This is a genomic window from Gillisia sp. Hel_I_29 (genome assembly GCF_000744275.1).
Classification (GTDB): domain Bacteria; phylum Bacteroidota; class Bacteroidia; order Flavobacteriales; family Flavobacteriaceae; genus Gillisia.
On record NZ_JQLP01000005.1, the window covers coordinates 1,190,136 to 1,214,794 of the forward strand.

Here is a 24,659-nt window from a genome sequence, read left to right on the forward strand (position 1 = left end):
TTTGTAATTAGATAAGTATAATTCTATTTTTCCCACATAAAATTATGTTTATGTGTAAAATAGTTTCTTTTTTATTTTTTATAATTAGTGTTAATGCCTTTTCTCAGGTTGGTTGGACTTCTTCTTTTAAAGATGCTCAAAAGCTTGCTATTGCTACAGATAAACTTATTCTGGTAGATTTTTGGGCAACGTGGTGTGGGCCTTGTAAGCAAATGGAAAGGGAATCTTGGAATAATGAAGAGATCAGAAAAATATCTGAGAGTTATGTTCCATTAAAGGTAGATCTAGACAAAAGAACAGAGTTGGCAAGACGATATGGGGTGAATGCAATTCCACTATTGTTGATAATTGATGCAAGCGGCGAATTAGTGTTCAGCCAAGTTGGCTACATGAGTAAAGATCAGGTGAGTGTTGTATTGAAAAAATACGCTTTAAATACTCGCTTTATGCGAGCTGAAAATCTTAATTATTTCAGACATCAAGATTATGCTACTGGAATTAGATTAGCTCAAAAATATATCGATTTTAGTCAATATTTACAGAAAGACATACAACCTGAATTTTTAAAAATAGCGAGTAATTATTTGCGTTATGGCGAAAAGATGCTTAGTAGAAAGCAGCGTAATTATGAAGATATGAAGGAGAAGGTTGATCTGTTGGAAATGCAAATAGGTTTGTACCAGGATAATACCGGTAGTGTAGAAAAAAAGCTTCTTAAAAATTTTGAAATCACTAACTTATCTAAAGGCAATAAGTTGTTGTACACCTATTTAAATTATTGCGTATCACTCAAAAATCAGGATGCAACCGCGATAGATAAATGGAAAAAACAACTTGTAAGTGTAGATAATTCAGGAGCGTATCTTAAAAAGTCTGAGCAGTTTTTAGATTAAATTGTTATTTATAAATTATATAATTTTCTCTGGTTTTATTGAATTTTTCTAATCCTGATGCCCATGTTTTTCTGATTTCATTTTCGGAAAGTCCGCTTTCTATTTGATTTTGAAGCTCATTTCCACCTGCTAATTTTGCGAAGAAATTATTAAAGAAACCAGATTTATTGTTGGTGTTATTATAAGCTTCAATAAGCCATTCTAGCTTTATATGGTTCAACTTTTTAGTATTGGTTAGGTCTCTTCCGTAACATTTTTCGCCTAGATGTTTTGGACTTTTTGCTCCTTCTTTAGATTCTGGTATATACGAATAATCAAAATAAGCTTTATTTAAGGTAGGAGATCCAAACACTTGAAATTGGTGATCTGTACCTCTTCCGGCATTTACATTAGTTCCTTCAAAAAAGCATATACTTGGATAAAGATTAATGGCTCTATCATTTGGTAAGTTTGGGGAAGGTTTAATAGGCAGGCTATATTCGGTTTGATGGGTATAATTTTCTACAGCTATTACGCTAAGATCACATTGTACTGCATTCTTAAGCCACTTCTCCCCATTTATCATTTTAGCATACTCACCCATAGTAAGTCCATGAACCACAGGTACCGGATGCATGCCTACAAAACTTTGAAATTCGGGATCTAATATTGGTCCGTCTACATAATGTCCGTTAGGGTTTGGCCGATCTAATACTATAAGCTTAATGTTGTTTTCTGCACAAGCTTCCATAACGTAATGTAAAGAAGAAATGTAGGTATAAAACCTAGCTCCCACATCCTGAATATCAAAAATGATAATATCTAGATCTTTTATTTGTTCTGGTTTTGGCTTTTTATTATCTCCGTAAAGAGAAATAACATTCAAACCAGTTTTTGGATCTTTTCCATCTTTTACGTGTTCTCCTGCATCTGCATTTCCTCTAAATCCATGTTCTGGAGCAAAAACCTTTTTGATGTTCACTTTTAGAGTTACCAAAGAATCTACTAAGTGCGTATAACTAATTTTATTGGGGTCTTTAGTCTCAGCTTTAAAAATTACAGAACTTTGATTTCCTACAATTCCAACTCGCTTACTCTTTAAAAGAGGTAGATATTCTGAAATTCTATTGGCTCCAACTATCACGCTGGCACTTTCAGATTTAACTGCTTTGGTATCCTCTATATTCTGACCTGAACTTCTTCCGCAGGAAACTAAGGCTATAAGAACGAATAAAAATGTATTTTTGAATAATATTTTAACCATAACAGACGTCTTGAATTTCGAATTTTTTATCGCCAAAAGGCTTATAAGTACTAAAAAGTATAAAAGTAGTATTTCGGCACCAATAATAAAAATAGCCATTGCAGCTATAGCTATTGGGGTAATAATGATGTTGGTTTCTTTTGCTACGGGAATAGGTCTTCAAAAAAAGATCAGGGAAAAAATAGCAGCGTTCAACGGGCATATCTTAATAGAAAGTTACGATAATAATAGTTCTCAGGTTTCTTTAAAACCGGTTTCATTAGACCAGGAATTCTATCCAGAATTTAAGAATGTTGATGGAATTTCTCATGTACAGGCAGTGGCTACAAAAGCAGGAATTATAAGAACTGAAACAGATTTTGAAGGGATTATTGTTAAAGGAGTTGGTGCAGATTTTAATTGGAATAATTTCAATGATTTTTTAGTTGAAGGAGAGCTGCCTGATTTTTCGAATAATTTAAATGATGAGCTTTTAATCTCTAGTTATTTAGCAAGCCGATTAGGTTTTGCGCTAGGAGATAAAGTTATAACCTACTTTCCTCGGGAAGGTTTTGATAAAAGTCCGCTACTAAGAGTTTTCACGATAAAAGGTATTTATAACTCCGGCTTTCAGGAATTTGATGAGTTGTATATTTTGGCAGATATTAGACATATTCAGCGTTTAAATGATTGGTCTAAGACAGAAGTTGGTGGCTTTGAGGTATTCATCGAAGATTTTGATGAATTAGACCAAAAGGGCGGGGAGGTATATGATAACACAAATTCTTTCTTAGATGTTCAAACCATCAAACAAAAATATTACTCCATTTTTGAGTGGCTATCCCTGTTCGACTTTAATATTGCGCTAATAATTGTTATCATGATCATAGTTGCGGGAATTAATATGATCACCGCTCTTTTAGTTCTCATTCTAGAAAGAACCCAGATGATTGGTATCTTAAAAGCATTAGGAGGAAGTAACTGGAGTGTTAGAAAAATTTTTCTTTATAACGCTTCCTATCTAATTATTCTTGGATTATTCTGGGGAAATCTTATTGGTCTTGGACTTTTATTTATCCAGAAATATTTTAAGATATTCCCTTTAAATCCTGAAACGTATTATGTTACCGAAGTTCCGGTGTATATAGGTTGGCAGTATATAATAGGAGTAAATTTAGGAACCCTTATTCTTTGTGTACTTATGCTTTTGATCCCCTCTGTAATTATATCGAAAATATCGCCGGTAAAAGCTATGAAGTTTGAATAATGTTTAGGTAAAGATACTAAGAACCCAAATTTTTGGAATCGATTTAAGATAAAAGTACCTTTGCCCCTTCAAAATAAAACTATGAATTACGCTGAAAATATATTAGGCACTATAGGAAACACTCCTATGGTTAAGATGAATAGGCTTACTAAAGATATAGATGCTTTGGTTCTTGCTAAATATGAAACCTTTAATCCTGGAAATTCTGTAAAGGATAGAATGGCTGTTAAGATGATTGAAGCTGCAGAAGCAGACGGAAGATTAAAGCCAGGAGGAACCATTATAGAAGGAACTTCAGGGAATACCGGGATGGGATTAGCACTAGTAGCTATTATAAAAGGTTATAAAATGATCTGCGTGCTTAGTGATAAGCAAAGTAAAGAGAAAATGGATATCCTTAGAGCTGTAGGTAGTGAAGTAGTAGTTTGCCCTACAGACGTGGAACCAGAAGATCCAAGATCTTACTACTCTACTTCTAAGCGATTGGCAGAAGAAACACCTAATTCTTGGTATGTAAATCAATATGATAACCCTGCAAATGCTCAAGCTCATTATGAAAGCACAGGTCCCGAGATTTGGGAACAAACAGATGGTAAGGTTACACACTTTGTGGTAGGTGTAGGTACCGGAGGAACCATTTCTGGAGTGGGGAAGTATTTAAAGGAGAAAAACCCAAATATAAAAATATGGGGAATAGATACTTATGGTTCTGTCTTTAAGAAGTACCATGAAACCGGAGTTTTTGATGAAAAAGAAATTTATCCTTATGTTACAGAAGGTATAGGTGAAGATATTCTTCCGGAGAACGTAGATTTTAAGATCATAGATGGGTTTACTAAAGTTACAGATAAAGATGCTGCAGTATATACCCGAAGATTGGCTAAAGAAGAAGGGATGTTCTTGGGGAATAGTGCAGGAGCAGCTGTAAAAGGCTTACTTCAACTTAAAGACCATTTTAAGAAGGACGATGTAGTGGTGGTTTTATTTCATGACCACGGGAGTAGGTATGTTGGAAAAATGTATAATGATGATTGGATGAAAAAAATGGGTTATCTTGATTAAGATTTTTATATAGAATATATTAATAATAAATAAACAAAAATAGTATGATGAAGAATTCGTGGTTATTAACCAGTTTATTCTTAATTATAACGCTCATTACAAGTGCACAAAGTAATGTAAATGAAAGCTCAGATCTTGAGGTTTCTTTAGAATTAATCAATCCCTCTAAGGAGATTAATGATGGTGTTGCCAGAATAGATGTTAAAGGAGGAGTAGCTCCCTATCAGTATAAATGGAGTAAACAAAGCTCAGCTTTAGATTCTTATGAGTCTAAAGGATTAACAGAAGGCCTTACCTACTCTGTGCAAGTTACAGATTCAAAAGGGAGAACATCAGTAAAAGATTTTAAAATTCCTGCAGAGGCAATAACAGAAATTGTAAACAGTAAAGTTCAACCTGCCGTAGATTTTCTTGGTGGTATACTTTTCTGGGATCCTTTTGCGGCAACAGGCATTTATGATCCTGTAGTTTATACCAATGAAAAAGAAATTCCTGTTCCGGGTTGGAATGCTACAGCAAATACTACCTATGTTTTAAAAAGCTGGCTTGTAGAAGAAGGAGCAAAGGTAAGTGAAGGAGATAAGATAGCGATCGTAACCGGCAATTCTGGAGAGGAGATAGATGTTTTCTCTGATGTTGCCGGAACTATAAATTTTCTTGCTAAAGAAGGCGCAGAGATATTTGATCCTAATGATAAGGACGACGTGATCGAGCAGAATGCACATATGCTTGCAAAGATCACTTTTAATGACCCTCAACCTCTTCATCATCCAAACGGTGATCTAAGAACTAATTCCATACCTTTTATTGTTATCTGGTTAATTCTTGGTAGTATCTTTTTTACATTCAGGCTGGGATTTGTTAATATAACTGGTTTTAGGCACTCTATACAATTAGCTCGAGGAAAATTTGATGATCCGGATGCGCCAGGAAGAATTACTCATTTTCAAGCAATGGCAACAGCGGTTTCTGCCACTGTTGGGTTAGGAAATATTGCAGGGGTGGCAGTTGCAATTTCACTGGGTGGAGCTGGAGCTACCTTTTGGATGTTTTGTGCTGGATTTTTTGCAATGTCCTTAAAATTTACAGAATGTACGCTAGGAGTAAAATATAGAGACATCCATGAAGATGGAAGAATTTTTGGTGGGCCTATGAATTATTTGCGTGACGGACTAGAGAAACGCAATATGAAAGGGCTTGGGAAATTTCTTGCCGTATTATTTGCTGTGCTGGGAGTAGGAGCCTCTTTTGGAGGAGGAAATATGATACAATCTAATCAGGCTTATAAAATAGTTTCTGAGCAGTTACCATTTCTTGAAGGATATGGATTCTTATTTGGGGTTGGTTTTGCTGTATTGGTAGGTGCCGTAATCTTAGGAGGTATTAATAGTATAGCTCGTGTAACGGGAAAAGTGGTTCCTGTAATGGCAATTATTTATATTCTTGGATGTGCAGTAGTTATAGGAACAAACATAGAAAATATTGGTGCGGCTTTTTCTGCTATATATAACGGAGCATTTTCTGCAAGCGCCTTAAAAGGTGGTTTTATAGGAGTGCTAATAATAGGTTTACAAAGAGCAGCTTTTTCTAGTGAGGCTGGGGTAGGTTCTGCAGCCATAGCGCATAGTGCTACCAAAACCAATAATCCTATTGCAGATGGCTTTACTTCTCTAGTTGAACCTTTTATAGATACTATGGTAGTATGTACCATGACAGCCCTGGTGCTTATTTTTACAGGGATGCATGAAGTTGGTGGTGGTATGAAAGGGGTAGAGCTAACCTCTGATGCATTTGGAAGTGTTATTTCATGGTTTCCAACTGTTCTAGCAGTTGCTGTCTTTCTTTTCGCATTTTCTACGATGGTCTCTTGGTCTTATTATGGAATGAGATCATGGACGTATCTTTTTGGTCAAAGTAAAAGGTCTGAAGTTATTTATAAAGTGCTATTCTTAGTATTTGTAGTATTAGGTGCATCTGCAAGTTTAGGTGCTGTATTAAGTTTTTCTGATATGATGATCTTAGCGATGTCATTCCCAAATATTATAGGTCTTTATATCATGTCTTCGGAAGTACGAAAAGACATGGAGATATACCTTAGAAAACTGAAAAATGGAGAACTCTATATAAATCCTAAATATGAGAAAACCTCTGATTAAAAGATTATCTAATATAAAAAAACTCTTCCAACCGGAAGAGTTTTTTTATATTAGATATTTGCTTTTCAGGCGTTATAATTTAAATAGATCAATTTAGTTGGGGATGAAAAAATCGTTATTTCAAATAGTGCTAATCTTGTTTTCTGCAACTATAGTGTTATCATGTAGTACAGATAGTACTAATGACGTTGATGAAGATTTTAATTCACAGGATTATTCATACCTAGCTCTCGGAGATTCGTATACCATTGGAGAAGGTGTAGATAAATCTCAAAGCTGGCCAGAGCAATTGGTGAAAAAATTAGAGGAAAGTGGTCTTGATTTTAATGATCCTAAAATAATCGCTAAAACCGGGTGGACAACAAAGAATCTTTTATCTGCAATGAACGTGGAGTTAACAACCAAGCAGTATGATCTTGTATCTATTTCTATAGGTGTTAACAATCAATATCAAAGAAGATCTATTAATGAGTATGAAGAAGACCTGAAGGTTATCTTTTCTAAGGCTATAAATAGATCTGTTAACGGAAAAGAAGGTGTATTTGTATTGAGTATTCCAGATTACGGCGCAACACCATTTGGAGCTTCTAATTCAGAGAATATTGGTAAGGATATAGCTAGATTTAACAGCGTTCTTAAGCGAGTTTCTGAAAATTTTGATGTTCCTTTTTATAACATTACTCCAATCTCGAAGGAGGCAAGGAACGATCTTTCATTGGTTGCAAATGATGGTTTGCATCCTAGTGGAAAAATGTATGGTTTATGGGTAAATTCTTTCTTTAATGAGATCTACAATACATTAAAAAAATCAGTAGAATAATTTTTAACATACTTATATCTAAGGTGTTATGTAAATTGATATATTTATATAATGCAGGAGCATTTTCTTCATTATGTCTGGAAATTTAGAAAATTCGATTTTGGTAAAGCCAGGACCGTACAGAATTTTTCATTACAAATCTTAGATGTAGGCGTGCATAATTATAATTCGGGGCCAGACTTTTTTAATGCTAAAATTAAAATTGAAGATCAGATATGGGCAGGGAATGTAGAGATCCATTTGAAATCTTCAGATTGGTATTTACACAAACATGAAATTGATCCTAATTATGACAATGTAATTCTGCATGTAGTTTGGGAGGATGATGTCGCCATCTATAGGAAAGATAATTCCATAATACCTACTTTGCAATTAAAAGGCTTAATTTCGGAAACTACCCTATCAAGTTATAGAGAATTATTAATAGCTCCAAATAACAAATGGATTAACTGTGCAACAGATTTTAATAAGTTTGATGAATTTGATGTAAAAAATTATCAGTATTCCCTTTACCTTGAAAGATTAAATAACAAATCTGATCTGATCTTAGAATTGCTTCGTAATTCTGAAAATAATTGGGAAGCCGTTCTGTTTAAATTGCTTGCTAAAAATTTTGGATTGAATATAAATGGGAGTGCCTTTCTGAGTATGGCAAGCAGTATTAGCTTTCAAACAGTTCAGAAATTAAGATCTTCTCAACAAAGATTGGAGGCAGTATTTTTTGGTCAATCAGGTTTGCTGAATAAAAAGATAGATAATGATTTTTTTTTGAGTCTAGACAAAGAATATGAATTTGCTAGGTTAAAACATCGCTTAGAAAACAGCTATGTAGAACGTGCTAAGTATTTTAGATTGCGTCCAGATAACTTTCCAAACATCCGTCTCTCTCAATTAGCATCGCTATATAATAAAAAAGCTCATTTATTTTCTGATCTAATGGAAGCTAAAGGATTACAGGATGTTTATCAGATTTTTACAGTTCAGCCTGCTGCGTATTGGCAAAGTCACTATTCTTTTGAAAAAGAGCATTCAGCTAAACCTAAATTCCTCACGCATGACTTTATGGATTTATTAATAATTAATACTATTATTCCATTGAAGTTTTGCTATAATAAGGCAAGAGGAATATCAGATATTGAAGAGTTGCTGGATTTAATACATCAAATTAAATCAGAGAAAAATAAAATAAGTTTGGGTTTTAATAAGCTCAAATCCGGTACCATTACAAATGCGTTACATTCACAAGCGATGCTTCATCTAAAGCAAGAATATTGTGATAAGAATGAATGTCTTCAATGTAGATTAGGAAATAAAATTTTAAGTGGCCTTATTCAATAAATAGTATCTTTGTTAAGTGTTAACATTTATATACTCCATACGGCATTTCTTTGAGCGCAACGGCTTTTATGTCTCTTCAAGATTGGCAGACAAGATTGGGATGCGCGCTAAAATTATTAGATTATTCTTTATATATCTGTCTTTTGCCACTTTAGGATTAGGTTTTGCACTTTATCTTACCCTTGCTTTTTGGTTAAAGATCAAAGATCTAATATATTCTAAGAGAACTTCAGTTTTCGATCTTTAAAGCTTAGTCTTCTGAAGCTTAGTGTTTTAATATTGTTATTAATTTAAGAATGCAGTCAAGTATTTCGTACGGAATGATAGTTGGAATATTAGAGTCTAATTTTAATTTAACAAATCATTTACATTTTAACTAGTAAAAATTTGAAAAGGCCTATTTTTTTAGCATCTTGCTTCGCTGAAAAATAATCTTAATTAATTTTTATATTAGCTTATGAGAAAGTACTTACTTTCATTGTTCTTTTCATTTTCATTAATTTCATTATTTGCTCAAGACTTAGAAGTAAAAGCCGATATTGGAAATCCATCTAATGTTATTAACGATGGTTTTATCGATCTTGAAGTAACAGGAGGAACACCTCCTTACACCTACAAATGGGATAATCAATCTACTCCTCTAACATCTCCAAGAGCAAGTGGATTAATTGAAGGGATACCGTACTCTGTAATTATTACAGATGATGCCGGAAATACTACAACCCGTACCTACAAAGTAAAGGCTGAAGCCATTACAGAAATTTTTAATAGCTCATTTGCTCCAATCGTGGAGAAAATGGGATCTATCTTATTTTGGGATCCTTTTTCTGCAATAGGAGTTTATGATCCCGTAGTTTATGCAGATGCTAAAAGAGTTGCTGCTCCGGGATGGACACCATCTTTAGAAGCAAAATTCATTCTTAAGAGTTGGGCACTACCGGAAGGAGCTAAGGTGAAAAAAGGAGATCTTATAGCTACAGTTTCAAGAGACGGAGAAGAAGTTAATGCATATGCTAATGCAAATGGTACTTTAAAATACCTTGTTCAAGAAGGAGGAGTTATTTATAATTCTGAAAATAAGGAGCACGTAATTGAGCAGGGAGCACAATATTTAGCTTCTATAAGATATGATGAGCCTACACCTTTAACGCATCCTAACGGAGATGCTCAAGAAAAGAATATTCCATTCATTGTAGTTTGGTTATTGTTAGGAGCGGCATTTTTTACAATAAGATTAGGTTTCATAAACATTAGAGGATTTAAACATGCATTTCAACTTGCTAGTGGTAAGTATGACGATCCAAATGCACCGGGACAGGTTACTCACTTCCAGGCTTTGGCAACTGCCGTTTCTGGGACAGTTGGTTTAGGAAATATTGCTGGAGTAGCGGTTGCTGTTTCTTTAGGAGGAGCGGGAGCTACGCTGTGGATGATCGTTGCTGGACTTTTGGGGATGTCTTCAAAATTTGTAGAATGTACTCTAGGTGTAAAATATAGACAAATTACAGCAGATGGTCGTGTATTTGGTGGACCAATGCATTACTTAAGATACGGACTTGAAAAAAGAAATAAAAAAGGATTAGGTAAGTTATTAGCAGGTTTCTTCGCCATTCTTGCAGTTGGAGCTTCTTTTGGAGGTGGAAACATGTTCCAGGCAAACCAATCTTTTGTTACACTAGCTGGAGAGTTTCCGATGCTGGTTGGAAATGGTTTCTGGTTCGGACTTATAGTAGCGGTGCTTGTTGGTGTGGTTATTATTGGAGGTATTAATAGTATTGCTAAGGTTACAGAGAAAGTAGTGCCAATTATGGCTGGAGTGTATATATTGGGAGCTTTAGTTGTTATTGGATATAATATAGAAAACATCGGACTTGCATTTCAAGCAATTTGGGATGGAGCATTTAGTCCTAGCGCCCTTAAAGGTGGTGTTATAGGTGTTCTGATAGTTGGTTTCCAGAGAGCTGCATTCTCTAATGAAGCTGGTGTAGGTTCTGCAGCTATTGCTCATAGTGCTGCGAAGACTAATCACCCGCCATCTGAAGGATTTGTATCTTTATTAGAGCCTTTTATAGATACCGTTGTTGTTTGTACGCTTACTTCTTTGGTTCTTATATTTACAGGAATGCATGAAGTTTCTGGTGTAGCCGGAGCAGAGCTTACTTCAAGAGCATTTAGAAGTGTAGTATCATGGTTCCCATATGTATTGGCAGCAGCAGTTTTCTTGTTCGCATTCTCTACAATGATCTCTTGGTCTTATTACGGGATGAGAGCCTGGACCTATTTATTTGGAAAGAGTAAGAAAAGTGAGATTATCTATAAAATGTTATTTTTAGTATTTGTTGTGGTAGGTGCTTCTGTAAGTTTAGGAGCAGTATTAGACTTCTCAGACATGATGATCTTGTCTATGTCTTTCCCTAATATTATCGGGCTTTATATTATGTCTGGTGAAGTTAGAAAAGATCTTAGAGAGTATATGAAAAAACTAAAAACTGGGGAGTTATTGAGAAAAGAACCGGTTAGCTAATGATATAATTAAAATGAAAAATTTTAGATCCCATTTTGTTTTCAATAGAAGTCAACAAAATGGGATTTTTTTATTGGTAGTAATTATAGTTATTCTTCAAACAGTCTACTACTTGGTAGATTTTGGTGATTCTAAAGTTACCGTTGAAGCGAATTCACAACAACTTATTGCTGCTCAAAATTCTATAGATTCTTTAAAATTAGAAGCTCTAAAAAGAAACAGTCCTAAGATTTACCCTTTCAATCCGAATTATTTAACGGATTATAAAGGATATACGCTAGGAATGTCTACTGCAGAGATTGATCGGCTCTTGGCATATAGAAAAACTAACAGATGGATTAATACTTCGGAAGAATTCCAGTTAATTACACAAGTGTCAGATTCTTTATTGCATAAAATAAGTCCATTTTTCAAATTTCCTGAGTGGGCGCAAAAAAGTAATACTACATACAAAGTGAATGCGAAGCCCTTACTAAAAGTTAATGGTCCCAAACGAGATCTTAATACAGTAAATGCAGAAGAGTTACAGAAAGTTAAAGGTATAGGAGCGGTGTTATCGGAAAGAATAGTAAAGTATAGGACGAAGTTGGGCGGTTTTGTTGGTGATATTCAGCTCAAAGATATTTATGGCTTATCTGCAGAAAGCAGAAAAGAACTTCTTCAATATTATACAGTACAAACCTTACCAGATTTTAAAAAACTCAATATTAATGAAGCTTCCGTAATACAATTGAGTGAGCTTCCATATATAGATTATGAACTTGCTAGGGAAATAGTTAATTACAAATTGCTACATGAAACAATTCATAATTTTGAAGAATTAGCAAAAATAAAGGGCTTTCCTTCCGAAAAGATAGACCGAATTGCGTTATATTTGAGCGTAGATTAAAATATCGGAATACTTGATAAGTTAGTTTACTTTATTAAATCAGTTGTTGTTTTAATTTCAAACTTAAAATCTGGAGTTATCTAACTCTTGTTTAGCTGATTTGATCTCATTTTAATATAAAAGAAATTGTTATATATGGATAGTATGTATTTTACAGAGGAACACGAGCTTTTTAGGAAAAGTTTTCAAGAATTTTTGAAAAAAGAAGTGGTGCCTCATATTGACAAATGGGAAAAATCTGGAACCATAGATCGCTTTATTTGGGAAAAATTTGGTGAGATGGGATATTTCGGATTAACCTACCCGGAGCAATATGGAGGATTAAATTTAGATCTTTTCTACACGGTTATATTTTTGGAGGAATTACAAAAAGTAAATTCCGGAGGATTTGCCGCTGCAATGTGGGCACATTCTTACTTAGCTATGACGCATTTATTGGCTGAAGGTAGCGAAGAGGTGAAGAAGAAATATTTAGAGCCTAGTATTGAAGGCAAGATGATTGGTTGTCTTTGTATTACAGAGCCATTTGGTGGGTCTGATGTTGCAGGCATGAAAAGTACAGCAGTCAAAAAAGGAGATAAATATATCCTGAACGGATCTAAAACATTTATTACCAACGGTGTCTATTCAGATTACCTTGTAGTAGCTGCTAAAACAGATCCTGAAAAAGGTGGTAAGGGAATGAGCATTTTTGTTGTGGATAGAGATACTCCAGGAATTTCTGCTACTAAGTTAGACAAGTTAGGTTGGAGAGCTTCAGATACAGCAGAGATCGCATTTGATAATGTTGAAATTCCAGAAGGGAATTTAATGGGTGAAGAGAATCTAGGATTTTCTTATATCATGCAACACTTTGCTTTAGAACGATTGATAATGGGTGTGAATGCTCATGCTCGTGCAGAATTTGCTTTAGATTATGCTATTAATTATATGTCTGAGCGTTCTGCGTTTGGAAAAACTATAGATAAGTTTCAAGCATTAAGACACTCTGTAGCTCAAATGGCTAGTGAAGTAGAGATGTGTAAAGAATTTAATTATTCTATCGTTAAAAGAATGATTGGTGGTGTTTATGTAGTAAAAGAGGCAAGTATGTCTAAACTTCTTTCTACTAAGATTGCAGATGAAGTTATATATAACTGTCTTCAGCTTTTAGGAGGATATGGTTATATAGAAGATTACCCATTAGCGCGTATGTTAAGAGATAGTAGATTAGGCCCAATAGGAGGTGGAACTTCTGAAATCTTAAGAGAGATTATCGCAAAAATGGTAATTGATAAGAAAGAATACAAACCAGCGGCGAATTAAAGTTGATTGGCTTTTTTGCGAAAATGTTTTCATTTTTATGCAAAAATGGTAATCGATAAAAAAGAATACAAACCAGCGGCGAATTAAAATTGATTGGCTTTTTTGCGAAAATATTTTCATTTTATGCAAAAATGGTAATCGATAAGAAAGAATACAAACCAGCGGCGAATTAAATTTGATTCACTTTTTTGCGAAAATGTTTTCATTTTTATGCAAAAATGGTAATCGATAAGAAAGAATACAAACCAGCGGCGAACTAAAGTTGATTGGCTTTTTTGCGAAAACGTTGAAGCTTTTTAATGCTAAAACATTCGTTTTAAGTAGGTTAAATGCTGAATTGAAATAATAATAATATTAAATATAATTTAGGGTTGTGAGATAGATGATTTAATCTATATTTGCACTTTAAAATTTCTAACGAAAGGAGGTGATACTATGTTAATTATACCAGTTAAAGACGGAGAGAATATCGATAGAGCGCTAAAGCGTTTTAAAAGAAAATTTGACAGAACAGGGACCATGCGTCAGCTAAGAAGCAGACAGGCGTTTTCTAAGCCTTCTGTTGTGAACAGAGCCCAGCTTCAAAAAGCTCAATATATCCAAGGATTAAGAGATAAAGAAGAAATCTAGATCTTCAATAATTAAGGCTTAAAGTCTTTGTGAATTGAGATAATGATTTTGAACCTGTTGAATAATAGATTTTTTCAAAGTCTATAACTTCAGAATAGTTCCTTATTAAGAGGAGCCTTATAATACTAACTGCTAATGGTAAAAGTTTAGACTTTTATTATTAGCAGTTTTTTGTGTTTATTACTTCCTGAGTTAAAATTATAGTATCTAATTAATTTCTGTAAACTTTATATAACTTAGAGATTAATAATTTTATTGTTAACTGAACAACTATGCCTTTTAATCAATTTTTAGATTATTTATTTTATGAGAAGAAATACTCGGAACATACAGTAAAAGCTTATAAGACAGATCTGCTAAGATTCCAAGAATATATTCTGAACGAATTTGAAGATCAAAATATAGATGAGATCTCTTATCATCAAATTAGGAACTGGATAATTGTGCTAGTAGATACTGGTATTACCAATAGGAGTATCAACAGGAAGATAGCATCACTAAAGGCTTATTATAAGTTTCTTCTAAGAACAGATCAGATAGTGCTTAATCCTTTAGCAGCTCATAAAGCTCTTAAGACCTCTAGGAGTTTACAGGTACCTTTCTCGGAAGTAGAAGTAGAGAATGTTCTAGCGGCTATAGCGCCTAATAGTTTTGAAGCTTCTAGAGATCTCTGTATAATTTCACTTTTTTATTCTACAGGTATAAGGAGGGCAGAGTTAATTGGAATTCAATTAGGAGATCTAGATCTGCGCAATAACAGACTTAAAGTATTAGGAAAAAGAAAAAAAGAGCGTGTAATACCATTGATCCCAGAAATTGCTGTTTTATTGAATAATTATCTTGGTTATAGAGCAGAGGTTGCTAGTCTAGACATGGCATTTTTATTCGTAACTTCTAAGGGAATTAAATTGTATGAAACTCTTGTGTATAGGATTATAAATAATTACTTTAGTAAGGCTTCGAACAAGGTGAAGAAGAGTCCTCATATTTTACGGCATTCTTTTGCAACTCATCTTTTAAATAATGGAGCTAATTTAAATGCTGTAAAAGAGTTATTAGGACATTCTAGCTTAGCGTCTACGCAGGTTTATACACATAATAATATTTCTGAATTAACTAAGGTGTATAAGAATGCGCATCCTCGCCAAAATAAGAAGTGACTAAAATGTAATGTTTAATTTAAATGTTTAGGAGATGAAAGTAAATGTTCAATCAGTTAATTTCAACGTAGATCAAAAGTTGATAGATTTTATTCAAGTGAAGTTAGATAAGCTTGAAAACTATTATGATAAGATAATCTACGCAGATGTATTTTTAAAAGTTCAAAATACGAGTGAGAAGGAAAATAAAATCACAGAAATTTTACTAAGCATTCCCGGGGGAGATTTAATGGTTAAAAAGACGTGCAAGAAGTTTGAAGAATGTGTAGATGAGTGTATTAGCACATTGCAGCGACAAATTGTAAGAAAGAAAGAAAAAATGAATGCACATGTTTAGTGAAATTTTTTTCAAAATAAATTTGTGAAATAGATAAAGATGTATATCTTTGCAGTCCGTTAGAAATAGCGGACTTTTTTATGCTGAATAAGTGTAGAAATGCCGATGTAGCTCAGCTGGCTAGAGCAGCTGATTTGTAATCAGCAGGTCGTGGGTTCGAGTCCCTCCATCGGCTCTTTGAAATTTTGGAATTACAGTTAACAATTAAATCTTATTAGATGGTGAGATTTTATTTTTAGAGCTAATTATTTTGTTCTTAGGTTAATAGAGTGTAAGCTTTATTTTATTTAAGATTTTATCTCTAAAAGTTTTGTTTTAAGGTTTTAATTTTATTAAATTTGCACCTTCAAAAAAAGCAAGCCGTTAGATTTAATGGTTCTGTAAAATTCTGAAAAGGTAATATTGGGGAGATACTCAAGCGGCCAACGAGGGCAGACTGTAAATCTGCTGACTACGTCTTCGCAGGTTCGAATCCTGCTCTCCCCACTAATCACTTAAAGTGATAGATCCAACAAGAAACATTGAATAGATGTTTCAAATTTGCGAAAGTAGCTCAGTTGGTAGAGCGTCAGCCTTCCAAGCTGAATGTCGCCGGTTCGAACCCGGTCTTTCGCTCTAAGGGGAACAACGACGTCGTGTCGAGGTTCGTTTTAATCTCCATAAGGTGTAATCCTGATGGGGATAACCTTTTTGGCCGACGTAGCTCAGGGGTAGAGCGTTTCCTTGGTAAGGAAGAGGTCACGAGTTCAATTCTCGTCGTTGGCTCTTAATTTTGTATAAAATTGAACACTAATATATAACTAAGAATAAAATCATTAATTATGGCAAAGGAAACTTTTGATCGTTCCAAACCGCACTTAAACATAGGTACGATAGGACACGTAGATCACGGAAAAACTACCTTAACTGCAGCGATTACTAAAGTAATGGCTGACGCTGGATTTTCAGCAGCTATGTCTTTTGATCAGATTGACAATGCTCCAGAAGAAAAAGAAAGAGGTATTACTATTAACTCTTCACACGTAGAGTACTCTACTAAAGAGCGTCACTATGCACACGTAGATTGTCCTGGTCACGCGGATTATGTAAAGAACATGGTTACTGGTGCTGCTCAAATGGATGGTGCTATCTTGGTTGTTGCTTCAACTGATGGTCCTATGCCACAAACTCGTGAGCACATCTTATTAGGTCGTCAGGTTGGTATTCTAAGAATCGTTGTATTCATGAATAAAGTGGATATGGTTGATGATGAGGAATTATTAGAATTAGTAGAAATGGAGATCAGAGATCTTTTATCTTTCTATGAATATGATGGTGATAATGGTCCTGTTGTTCAAGGTTCTGCTTTAGGAGCTTTAAACGGTGAGGAAAAATGGGTAAATACAGTTTTAGAATTAATGGAAGCTGTAGATTCATGGATCGAACTTCCAGTTCGTGACGTTGAAAAGCCTTTCTTAATGCCTATCGAAGATGTATTCTCTATTACTGGTCGTGGTACTGTTGCAACAGGTCGTATTGAAACTGGTGTAGCTAATACTGGAGATCCTGTTGAGATCATTGGTATGGGAGCTGAGAAATTAACTTCTACTATTACTGGAGTTGAAATGTTCCGTAAGATCTTAGATAGAGGTGAAGCTGGAGATAACGTTGGTATTCTTTTAAGAGGTATTGAGAAGTCAATGATCTCTAGAGGTATGGTAATCGTTAAGCCAGGATCTGTAACTCCTCACAAAAAGTTTAAAGCTGAGGTTTACGTATTGAAAAAAGAAGAAGGTGGACGTCACACTCCATTCCATAATAACTACCGTCCTCAGTTCTACGTACGTACAACTGATGTAACTGGAACTATTACTTTACCAGAAGGTGTAGAGATGGTAATGCCAGGGGATAACTTAACTATCCACGTTGAGTTATTGCAAACAATTGCAATGAATGTTGGTCTTCGTTTTGCTATCCGTGAAGGTGGTAGAACAGTAGGAGCAGGTCAAGTAACTGAGATCCTAGACTAAGAATTATAAATAAGAATAAGGTACTCTGCATTTGTTGAGTACCTTATCTTATCTACGGGTTTAGCTCAGTTGGTAGAGCACTGGTCTCCAAAACCAGGTGTCGGGAGTTCGAGTCTCTCAACCCGTGCAAATAAGAAAACAATGGCAGGAATCGTCAATTATATTTCAGAGTCTTATAACGAGTTAAAGAATCACGTAACTTGGCCAACTATGGCGGAGGCTCAAAGGTTAACAGTAGTTGTAGCTCTTTTTTCAATTATTTTTTCTTTAGCTATTTGGGGTGTGGACACCGTCTTTAGTTCTGCAATAGAAAAATATTTTGAATGGATTAAATCTTAAATTTAGACTATGGCAGAAGTAAAGGATAAGAAATGGTATGTGGTTCGTGCCGTGAGTGGTCAGGAAAATAAGGTAAAAGAATATATTGAACGTGAGATTTCACACCAAGGAATGGAAGATTTCGTGGGTGAAGTTCTTGTGCCTACAGAGAAAGTTATTCAGATTAGAAATGGTAAGAAGATTTCTAAAGAAAGAGTATACTTTCCTGGTTATGTTATGGTTTTAGCAAATCTTGGAGGTGAAATTCCACACATCATTAAGACTATTAATGGTGTTATCGGGTTTTTAGGTGAAACTAAAGGAGGAGATCCTGTTCCGTTAAGAAGATCAGAAGTAAATAGAATGTTAGGTAAAGTTGATGAGCTTTCAGTTAAAGCAGACAATGTCGCTATACCTTTTACTTTAGGAGAAACCATTAAAGTAATTGATGGACCTTTTAACGGATTTAATGGAACTGTTGAAAAGATTAATGAAGAAAAGCGTAAACTAGAAGTAATGGTTAAGATCTTTGGAAGAAAGACACCGTTAGAGCTTAGTTATATGCAAGTTGAAAAAGTATAATAGTAATACTGTTACATATATTTTTGATAGTTTTTAATTGCTTCCACTCTTAAAACTATCACTTAAAAATTATAAAAATGGCAAAAGAAGTAAGTAAAGTTGTTAAACTACAAGTTCGTGGAGGTGCTGCTAACCCATCACCACCAGTTGGACCTGCTTTAGGTGCTGCCGGAGTAAATATAATGGAGTTCTGTAAGCAGTTTAATGCTAGAACCCAGGATAAAGCTGGTAAAGTTTTACCAGTACAAATTACAGTTTATAAAGATAAATCTTTTGATTTTGTAATTAAAACTCCACCAGCCGCAGTTCAAATATTAGAAGCAGCAAAATCTAAAAAAGGTTCTGGTGAGCCTAATCGTAAAAAGATTGCCAGCGTTTCTTGGGATCAGGTTAGAGCTATTGCTGAAGATAAAATGCAAGATTTAAATGCATTTACTGTAGAATCAGCAATGAAAATGGTAGCGGGAACAGCTCGCTCCATGGGTGTAACTATTAAAGGGCAAGCGCCGTTTTAATCCAAAATAGAAATTAAAAATGGCAAAAATAACTAAAAAGCAAAAAGAAGCTCAGTCTAAAATTGAAAGCGGAAAATTGTATTCAGTTAGTGAAGCTTCTGCTTTAGTAAAAGAAATTTCCAACGAAAATTTTGATCCTTCTGTAGATCTTGCAGTTCGTTTGAACGTAGATCCACGTAAAGCCAACCAAATGGTTAGAGGTGTTGTAACCTTACCACACGGTACTGGTAAAGACGTGAAAGTTTTAGCCTTAGTAACTCCAGATAAGGAAGCTGAAGCTAAAGAAGCAGGTGCAGATTACGTTGGTTTAGATGAATATCTAGATAAGATTAAATCTGGTTGGACGGATGTTGATGTAATTATCACCATGCCTAGTGTTATGGGTAAATTAGGACCTTTAGGTAGAGTATTAGGACCAAGAGGATTGATGCCTAACCCAAAGACAGGAACTGTAACTATGGATGTAGCTAAAGCTGTATCTGATGTGAAAGCTGGTAAGATCGACTTTAAAGTTGATAAGACTGGTATTGTTCATGCCGGGATTGGAAAAGCATCTTTTGATGCAGAGAAAATTGCAGGAAACGCAAGAGAATTATTAACTACTTTGGTTAAATTGAAACCAGTGGCTTCTAAGGGTGTTTATATTAAGAGTATATACATTTCTTCTACAATGGGCCCAAGTGTTGAGATAGATACTAAAAGGTTTACTGAGCAATAATATTTAAGATTATGACAAGAGAAGAAAAATCATTAGTAATTGAAGATCTAACTGCGCAGTTATCAAATAATTCTATTATTTACCTTGCAGATATCTCAGGTTTAAACGCCTTAGGTACTTCAAACTTACGTAGAGCTTGTTTTAAAGCTAACGTAAAACTAGCAGTAGTTAAAAATACATTGCTTGCAAAAGCTATGGAAGCTTCCGATAAGGAATTCGGAGAACTTCCTTCAGTTTTAAAAGGCAATACATCTATAATGATCTCTGATACTGGAAATGCTCCAGCTAAAGTGATCAAAGAATTCAGAAAAAAATCTGATAAACCATTACTTAAAGGTGCTTTTATTGAAGAAGCGATTTATGTAGGTGACGATTATCTTGAGACATTGGTTAACATCAAGTCTAAAGAAGAAGTTATTGGGGATATCATCGGATTGTTACAATCACCTGCTAAGAACGTTGTTTCAGCGCTTAAATCAAGTGGTGGTAAATTAGCTGGAATTCTTAAAACTCTTTCTGAAAAAGAAGGATAAGCACGTACGCACTTTTTAACAATTATATATTAAAGAACATTTTAAAACGATAGAAAATGGCAGATTTAAAAGATTTCGCAGAGCAATTAGTTAACTTAACAGTAAAAGAAGTTAATGAATTAGCTACTATTTTGAAAGAAGAATATGGTATCGAACCTGCAGCTGCTGCTGTAGCTATGGCTGGTCCAGCTGGTGGTGGTGAAGATGCTGCTGAAGAGCAATCAGAGTTTGACGTAATCCTTAAAGCTGCAGGTAGCTCTAAATTAGCTGTAGTGAAAATGGTAAAAGAACTTACTGGTCTTGGTCTTAAAGATGCTAAAGAATTAGTAGATGGTGCTCCTAAAGCAGTTAAAGAAGGAGTTGCTAAAGACGAAGCTGAAGCATTAAAAGCACAATTAGAAGAAGCAGGAGCTGAGGTTGAGCTTAAATAAGCTTAACAAGCAATATTATTTAGGTTTAGACCTTGGGAGTATCTCCTAAAGGTCTAAACCCTTTTGCGTATATAAAGCTTAAAGTTCTATAACGCACCCACTTTTATATATAAATTATAATTCCGTCCATTGATGTTAGCAACGCAAACTGAAAGATTGAATTTCTCTTCTGTAAAGAATAAGCCTGATTATCCAGACTTTTTGGATGTCCAAATTAAGTCTTTCCAGGATTTCTTTCAACTAGAAACAAAATCAGAAGAAAGGGGAGATGAGGGTCTCTATAATACCTTCATGGAAAACTTTCCCATTACAGACACTCGTAATCAATTCGTTTTAGAATTTTTAGATTACTTCGTGGACCCACCAAGATATTCTATTCAAGAATGTATTGAGAGGGGTTTAACTTATAGCGTACCGCTTAAAGCCCGCTTAAAACTTTATTGTACCGATCCTGAGCATGAAGATTTTGAAACTATCGTACAGGACGTATATTTAGGGACTATTCCTTATATGACACCAAGTGGGACTTTTTGTATCAATGGTGCCGAGAGAGTAGTGGTTTCTCAGTTACACCGTTCACCTGGTGTTTTCTTTGGACAATCTTTCCATGCCAATGGAACAAAATTATATTCTGCCAGAATTATACCTTTTAAAGGTTCTTGGATAGAATTCGCTACCGATATCAATAACGTGATGTACGCGTATATCGATAGAAAGAAAAAATTACCTGTAACTACACTTTTCCGAGCTATCGGTTTTGAAAGAGATAAGGATATTCTTGAGATCTTTGACCTTGCAGAAGAAGTGAAAGTTTCTAAAACAGGACTTAAAAAAGTATTAGGAAGAAGACTTGCCGCAAGAGTATTAAATACTTGGTATGAAGATTTCGTTGATGAAGATACCGGTGAGGTAGTTTCAATAGAACGTAACGAAATTGTTCTTGATCGTGATACAGAATTGGATAAGGATCACATAGAAGAAATTCTAGAAACCGGTTCTAAAACAATTCTTTTACATAAAGAAGATAATTCTACTGGAGATTATGCAATTATTCACAATACATTGCAAAAAGATCCAACTAACTCTGAGAAAGAGGCTGTAGAACACATCTATCGTCAGCTGCGTAATGCAGAACCGCCAGATGAAGAAACTGCACGTGGAATTATAGATAAATTGTTCTTTTCTGATCAACGTTACAGCCTTGGGGAAGTAGGTCGTTACAGAATGAACAAAAAACTTGGTCTTGATGTAGCTATGGATAAGCAAGTGCTTACCAAAGAAGATATCATTACCATTGTTAAATACTTAATAGAGTTAATTAACTCAAAGGCAGAGATTGATGATATCGATCACTTATCTAACCGTCGTGTTAGAACAGTAGGAGAACAATTATCTCAGCAGTTTGGTGTTGGTTTAGCTCGTATGGCTCGTACCATTCGTGAAAGAATGAATGTGCGTGACAACGAGGTATTTACCCCGATAGATTTGATTAATGCGAAGACCTTGTCTTCTGTTATCAACTCTTTCTTTGGTACCAACCAGTTATCTCAGTTCATGGATCAAACAAATCCACTTGCAGAGATAACGCACAAACGTAGATTATCTGCATTAGGGCCAGGTGGACTTTCAAGAGAAAGAGCAGGGTTTGAAGTACGTGATGTTCACTATACGCACTACGGAAGACTTTGTCCTATTGAAACTCCGGAAGGACCGAACATTGGACTTATTTCTTCACTTTCAGTATTTGCTAAGGTGAACGGAATGGGATTCATTGAAACTCCTTACCGTAAGGTAAATAATGCAAAAATTGATTTTTCAGAACAACCAATATATTTAAGTGCTGAAGAGGAAGAGGATAAAATGATAGCGCAAGCTAACATTCCTTTAAAAGATGATGGTACGATAGATACAGATAAGGTAATTGCACGTATGGAAGGTGACTTCCCGGTAGTAGATCCGCAAGAGATTCACTATATAGATGTTGCACCAAACCAGATCTCTTCTATCTCTGCATCTTTAATTCCTTTCTTGGAGCATGATGATGCCAACCGTGCATTGATGGGATCTAACATGATGCGTCAGGCTGTACCTTTATTAAGAGCAGAATCTCCAATAGTTGGTACTGGTCTTGAAAGACAGGTAGCTACAGATTCTCGTGTATTGATAAATGCTGAAGGAGATGGTGAAGTTGAATACGTAGATGCTCAAAAGATAACCATTAAGTACGATCGTACTGAAGATGAGAGAATGGTAAGTTTTGAAAGCGATTCTAAGACTTATAATCTTATTAAATTTAGAAAAACCAACCAAGGAACCTCTATTAACTTAAGACCAATCGTAAGTGTTGGAGATAGAGTTGCAAAAGGTCAGGTACTTTGTCAGGGTTACGCAACAGAAGCAGGAGAACTTGCTCTAGGACGTAACATGAAAGTTGCCTTCATGCCTTGGAAAGGATATAACTTTGAGGATGCAATTGTAATTTCTGAAAGAGTTGTAAGAGAAGATGTATTTACATCTATACATATAGATGAGTATTCATTAGAAGTTAGAGATACCAAGTTAGGTAACGAAGAATTAACTAATGATATTCCAAACGTTTCGGAAGAGGCTACAAAAGACCTTGATGAAAACGGGATGATTAGAATTGGTGCTGAAGTGAAGCCTGGTGATATTCTTATTGGTAAGATCACTCCAAAAGGAGAAAGTGATCCTACTCCAGAAGAAAAATTACTTAGAGCGATCTTTGGAGACAAAGCTGGTGATGTAAAAGATGCTTCATTAAAAGCACACCCATCTTTAAGAGGTGTTGTTATTAATAAGAAACTTTTTGCTCGTGCGGTTAAAGATAAGCGTAAACGTGTTCAGGATAAAGAAGATGTTTCTGCTCTTGAGAAGAAGTATGATGCTAAATTCTCATTGCTTAAATCTGACTTAGTAGATAAATTATTTGCTATTGTTGGTGGAAAAACTGCTCAGGGAGTAATGAACGATCTTGGAGAAGAAGTTTTACCAAAAGGTAAAAAATACACTCTTAAGATGTTAAATTCTGTAGATGATTATACGCACCTTACACAAGGTACATGGACTACAGATGATAATTTAAATAAATTGGTTGCAGATCTTATCCATAATTACAAGATTAAGGAAAATGATCTTCAAGGTAACTTGAGAAGGGAAAAATTCACTATCTCAGTTGGAGATGAATTACCTGCAGGTATTATCAAATTAGCGAAAATATATGTAGCTAAGAAGAGAAAACTTAAAGTAGGTGATAAAATGGCGGGACGTCACGGTAACAAGGGTATTGTTGCACGTATCGTTCGTCAGGAAGATATGCCTTTCTTAGAAGATGGAACTCCGGTTGATATCGTATTGAACCCACTTGGTGTACCTTCTCGTATGAACATTGGTCAGATTTATGAGACTGTGTTAGGATGGGCAGGACAAAAATTAGGTAGAAAATACGCTACTCCAATTTTTGACGGAGCTACATTAGATCAGATCAACGAACTAACAGATGAAGCTGGTGTACCTAGATTTGGTCATACCTACTTATATGATGGTGGAACAGGAGATAGATTTGATCAACCTGCAACCGTAGGAATCATTTATATGTTGAAATTAGGACATATGATTGATGATAAGATGCACGCACGTTCTATAGGACCATACTCATTAATTACGCAACAACCATTAGGTGGTAAAGCGCAATTTGGTGGACAAAGATTTGGTGAGATGGAAGTTTGGGCATTAGAAGCTTATGGAGCTTCTGCAACACTACGTGAAATTTTGACCGTGAAATCTGATGACGTTATAGGAAGAGCTAAAACTTACGAGGCAATCGTAAAAGGGGAGCCTATGCCAGAACCCGGATTACCAGAATCTTTTAACGTGTTAATGCACGAACTAAAAGGTTTAGGATTGGATATTAGATTAGAAGAATAACATAC

The 24,659-nt window shown here is 35.0% G+C and carries 22 protein-coding genes and 5 tRNA genes; 26 read left to right on the plus strand and 1 reads right to left on the minus strand.

Annotation, left to right across the window (positions count from 1 at the left end; genetic code table 11):
• Positions 1-50 precede the first annotated feature (50 nt).
• Entirely contained in the window at positions 51-893 is an 843-nt protein-coding gene (locus P163_RS17900) for a thioredoxin family protein (protein ID WP_051931224.1), read from the plus strand.
• Positions 894-897: 4 nt separating this feature from the next.
• On the opposite strand, the gene P163_RS10500 is transcribed toward P163_RS17900, so the two are convergent.
• A complete protein-coding gene (locus P163_RS10500) occupies positions 898-2,136 on the minus strand; it encodes an exo-beta-N-acetylmuramidase NamZ domain-containing protein (protein WP_034890670.1) in 1,239 nt (412 codons plus the stop codon).
• 10 nt (positions 2,137-2,146) lie between these two features.
• Here P163_RS10500 and P163_RS10505 point away from each other — a divergent pair, with 10 nt between their 5' ends.
• The 25 genes from P163_RS10505 to rpoB all read left to right on the plus strand — a co-directional run bounded on the left by P163_RS10505 (position 2,147) and on the right by rpoB (position 24,654).
• Positions 2,147-3,382: an ABC transporter permease gene (locus P163_RS10505; protein ID WP_034890673.1), complete on the plus strand. Its 1,236-nt coding sequence runs from the start codon at positions 2,147-2,149 to the stop codon at positions 3,380-3,382.
• Positions 3,383-3,463: 81 nt separating this feature from the next.
• On the plus strand, positions 3,464-4,444 hold the full coding sequence (locus P163_RS10510; RefSeq protein WP_034890676.1) for a PLP-dependent cysteine synthase family protein: 981 nt from the start codon (positions 3,464-3,466) through the stop codon (positions 4,442-4,444).
• 44 nt (positions 4,445-4,488) lie between these two features.
• Positions 4,489-6,600 (plus strand): amino acid carrier protein, encoded by a 2,112-nt coding sequence (locus P163_RS10515; RefSeq protein WP_034890679.1) that lies wholly within the window; start codon positions 4,489-4,491, stop codon positions 6,598-6,600.
• 103 nt (positions 6,601-6,703) lie between these two features.
• The gene (locus P163_RS10520) at positions 6,704-7,420 is read left to right on the plus strand and encodes an SGNH/GDSL hydrolase family protein (protein ID WP_034890681.1); all 717 of its coding nucleotides are present in this window, start codon (positions 6,704-6,706) and stop codon (positions 7,418-7,420) included.
• A gap of 51 nt (positions 7,421-7,471) precedes the next feature.
• On the plus strand, positions 7,472-8,758 hold the full coding sequence (locus tag P163_RS10525; RefSeq protein WP_034890684.1) for a DUF2851 family protein: 1,287 nt from the start codon (positions 7,472-7,474) through the stop codon (positions 8,756-8,758).
• 16 nt (positions 8,759-8,774) lie between these two features.
• Positions 8,775-9,005, plus strand: a complete 231-nt coding sequence (locus tag P163_RS10530; protein WP_034890687.1) for a PspC family transcriptional regulator — start codon at positions 8,775-8,777, stop codon at positions 9,003-9,005.
• 210 nt (positions 9,006-9,215) lie between these two features.
• Positions 9,216-11,282 (plus strand): amino acid carrier protein, encoded by a 2,067-nt coding sequence (locus tag P163_RS10535; protein WP_034890690.1) that lies wholly within the window; start codon positions 9,216-9,218, stop codon positions 11,280-11,282.
• A 13-nt stretch (positions 11,283-11,295) separates the two neighbouring features.
• Complete coding sequence (locus P163_RS10540; protein ID WP_034890693.1) at positions 11,296-12,171, plus strand: ComEA family DNA-binding protein; 876 nt, start codon at positions 11,296-11,298, stop codon at positions 12,169-12,171.
• Between the two features lie 135 nt (positions 12,172-12,306).
• Positions 12,307-13,476, plus strand: coding sequence for an acyl-CoA dehydrogenase family protein (locus tag P163_RS10545; protein ID WP_034890696.1), 1,170 nt, complete (start codon positions 12,307-12,309; stop codon positions 13,474-13,476).
• Positions 13,477-13,911: 435 nt separating this feature from the next.
• Positions 13,912-14,106, plus strand: a complete 195-nt coding sequence (rpsU, locus tag P163_RS10550) for a 30S ribosomal protein S21 (RefSeq protein ID WP_034890699.1) — start codon at positions 13,912-13,914, stop codon at positions 14,104-14,106.
• A 272-nt stretch (positions 14,107-14,378) separates the two neighbouring features.
• Positions 14,379-15,266, plus strand: a complete 888-nt coding sequence (locus tag P163_RS10555; RefSeq protein WP_034890702.1) for a tyrosine-type recombinase/integrase — start codon at positions 14,379-14,381, stop codon at positions 15,264-15,266.
• Between the two features lie 34 nt (positions 15,267-15,300).
• Positions 15,301-15,603 carry a ribosome hibernation-promoting factor, HPF/YfiA family gene (gene hpf, locus P163_RS10560; protein WP_034890705.1) on the plus strand — a complete coding sequence of 101 codons (303 nt, stop codon included), beginning with the start codon at positions 15,301-15,303 and terminating at the stop codon, positions 15,601-15,603.
• A gap of 101 nt (positions 15,604-15,704) precedes the next feature.
• A tRNA-Thr gene (locus tag P163_RS10565) sits at positions 15,705-15,778 on the plus strand.
• A gap of 229 nt (positions 15,779-16,007) precedes the next feature.
• Positions 16,008-16,089, plus strand: a tRNA-Tyr gene (locus tag P163_RS10570).
• Between the two features lie 56 nt (positions 16,090-16,145).
• Positions 16,146-16,218 (plus strand) — tRNA-Gly (locus P163_RS10575).
• Positions 16,219-16,296: 78 nt separating this feature from the next.
• Positions 16,297-16,368, plus strand: a tRNA-Thr gene (locus P163_RS10580).
• 56 nt (positions 16,369-16,424) lie between these two features.
• The gene (gene tuf, locus P163_RS10585; protein ID WP_034890708.1) at positions 16,425-17,612 is read left to right on the plus strand and encodes an elongation factor Tu; all 1,188 of its coding nucleotides are present in this window, start codon (positions 16,425-16,427) and stop codon (positions 17,610-17,612) included.
• 54 nt (positions 17,613-17,666) lie between these two features.
• Positions 17,667-17,739 (plus strand) — tRNA-Trp (locus P163_RS10590).
• A 14-nt stretch (positions 17,740-17,753) separates the two neighbouring features.
• Entirely contained in the window at positions 17,754-17,951 is a 198-nt protein-coding gene (secE, locus tag P163_RS10595) for a preprotein translocase subunit SecE (RefSeq protein WP_034894285.1), read from the plus strand.
• Positions 17,952-17,960: 9 nt separating this feature from the next.
• Entirely contained in the window at positions 17,961-18,512 is a 552-nt protein-coding gene (gene nusG, locus P163_RS10600) for a transcription termination/antitermination protein NusG (protein WP_034890711.1), read from the plus strand.
• A gap of 77 nt (positions 18,513-18,589) precedes the next feature.
• Positions 18,590-19,027: a 50S ribosomal protein L11 gene (gene rplK, locus P163_RS10605; RefSeq protein WP_034890714.1), complete on the plus strand. Its 438-nt coding sequence runs from the start codon at positions 18,590-18,592 to the stop codon at positions 19,025-19,027.
• Between the two features lie 19 nt (positions 19,028-19,046).
• Positions 19,047-19,745 (plus strand): 50S ribosomal protein L1, encoded by a 699-nt coding sequence (rplA, locus tag P163_RS10610; RefSeq protein ID WP_034890717.1) that lies wholly within the window; start codon positions 19,047-19,049, stop codon positions 19,743-19,745.
• Between the two features lie 11 nt (positions 19,746-19,756).
• Positions 19,757-20,278, plus strand: coding sequence for a 50S ribosomal protein L10 (rplJ, locus tag P163_RS10615; RefSeq protein WP_034890720.1), 522 nt, complete (start codon positions 19,757-19,759; stop codon positions 20,276-20,278).
• A 56-nt stretch (positions 20,279-20,334) separates the two neighbouring features.
• Positions 20,335-20,709, plus strand: a complete 375-nt coding sequence (gene rplL, locus P163_RS10620; protein ID WP_034890723.1) for a 50S ribosomal protein L7/L12 — start codon at positions 20,335-20,337, stop codon at positions 20,707-20,709.
• A 132-nt stretch (positions 20,710-20,841) separates the two neighbouring features.
• Positions 20,842-24,654, plus strand: a complete 3,813-nt coding sequence (gene rpoB / locus P163_RS10625; protein WP_034890726.1) for a DNA-directed RNA polymerase subunit beta — start codon at positions 20,842-20,844, stop codon at positions 24,652-24,654.
• Positions 24,655-24,659 lie beyond the last annotated feature (5 nt).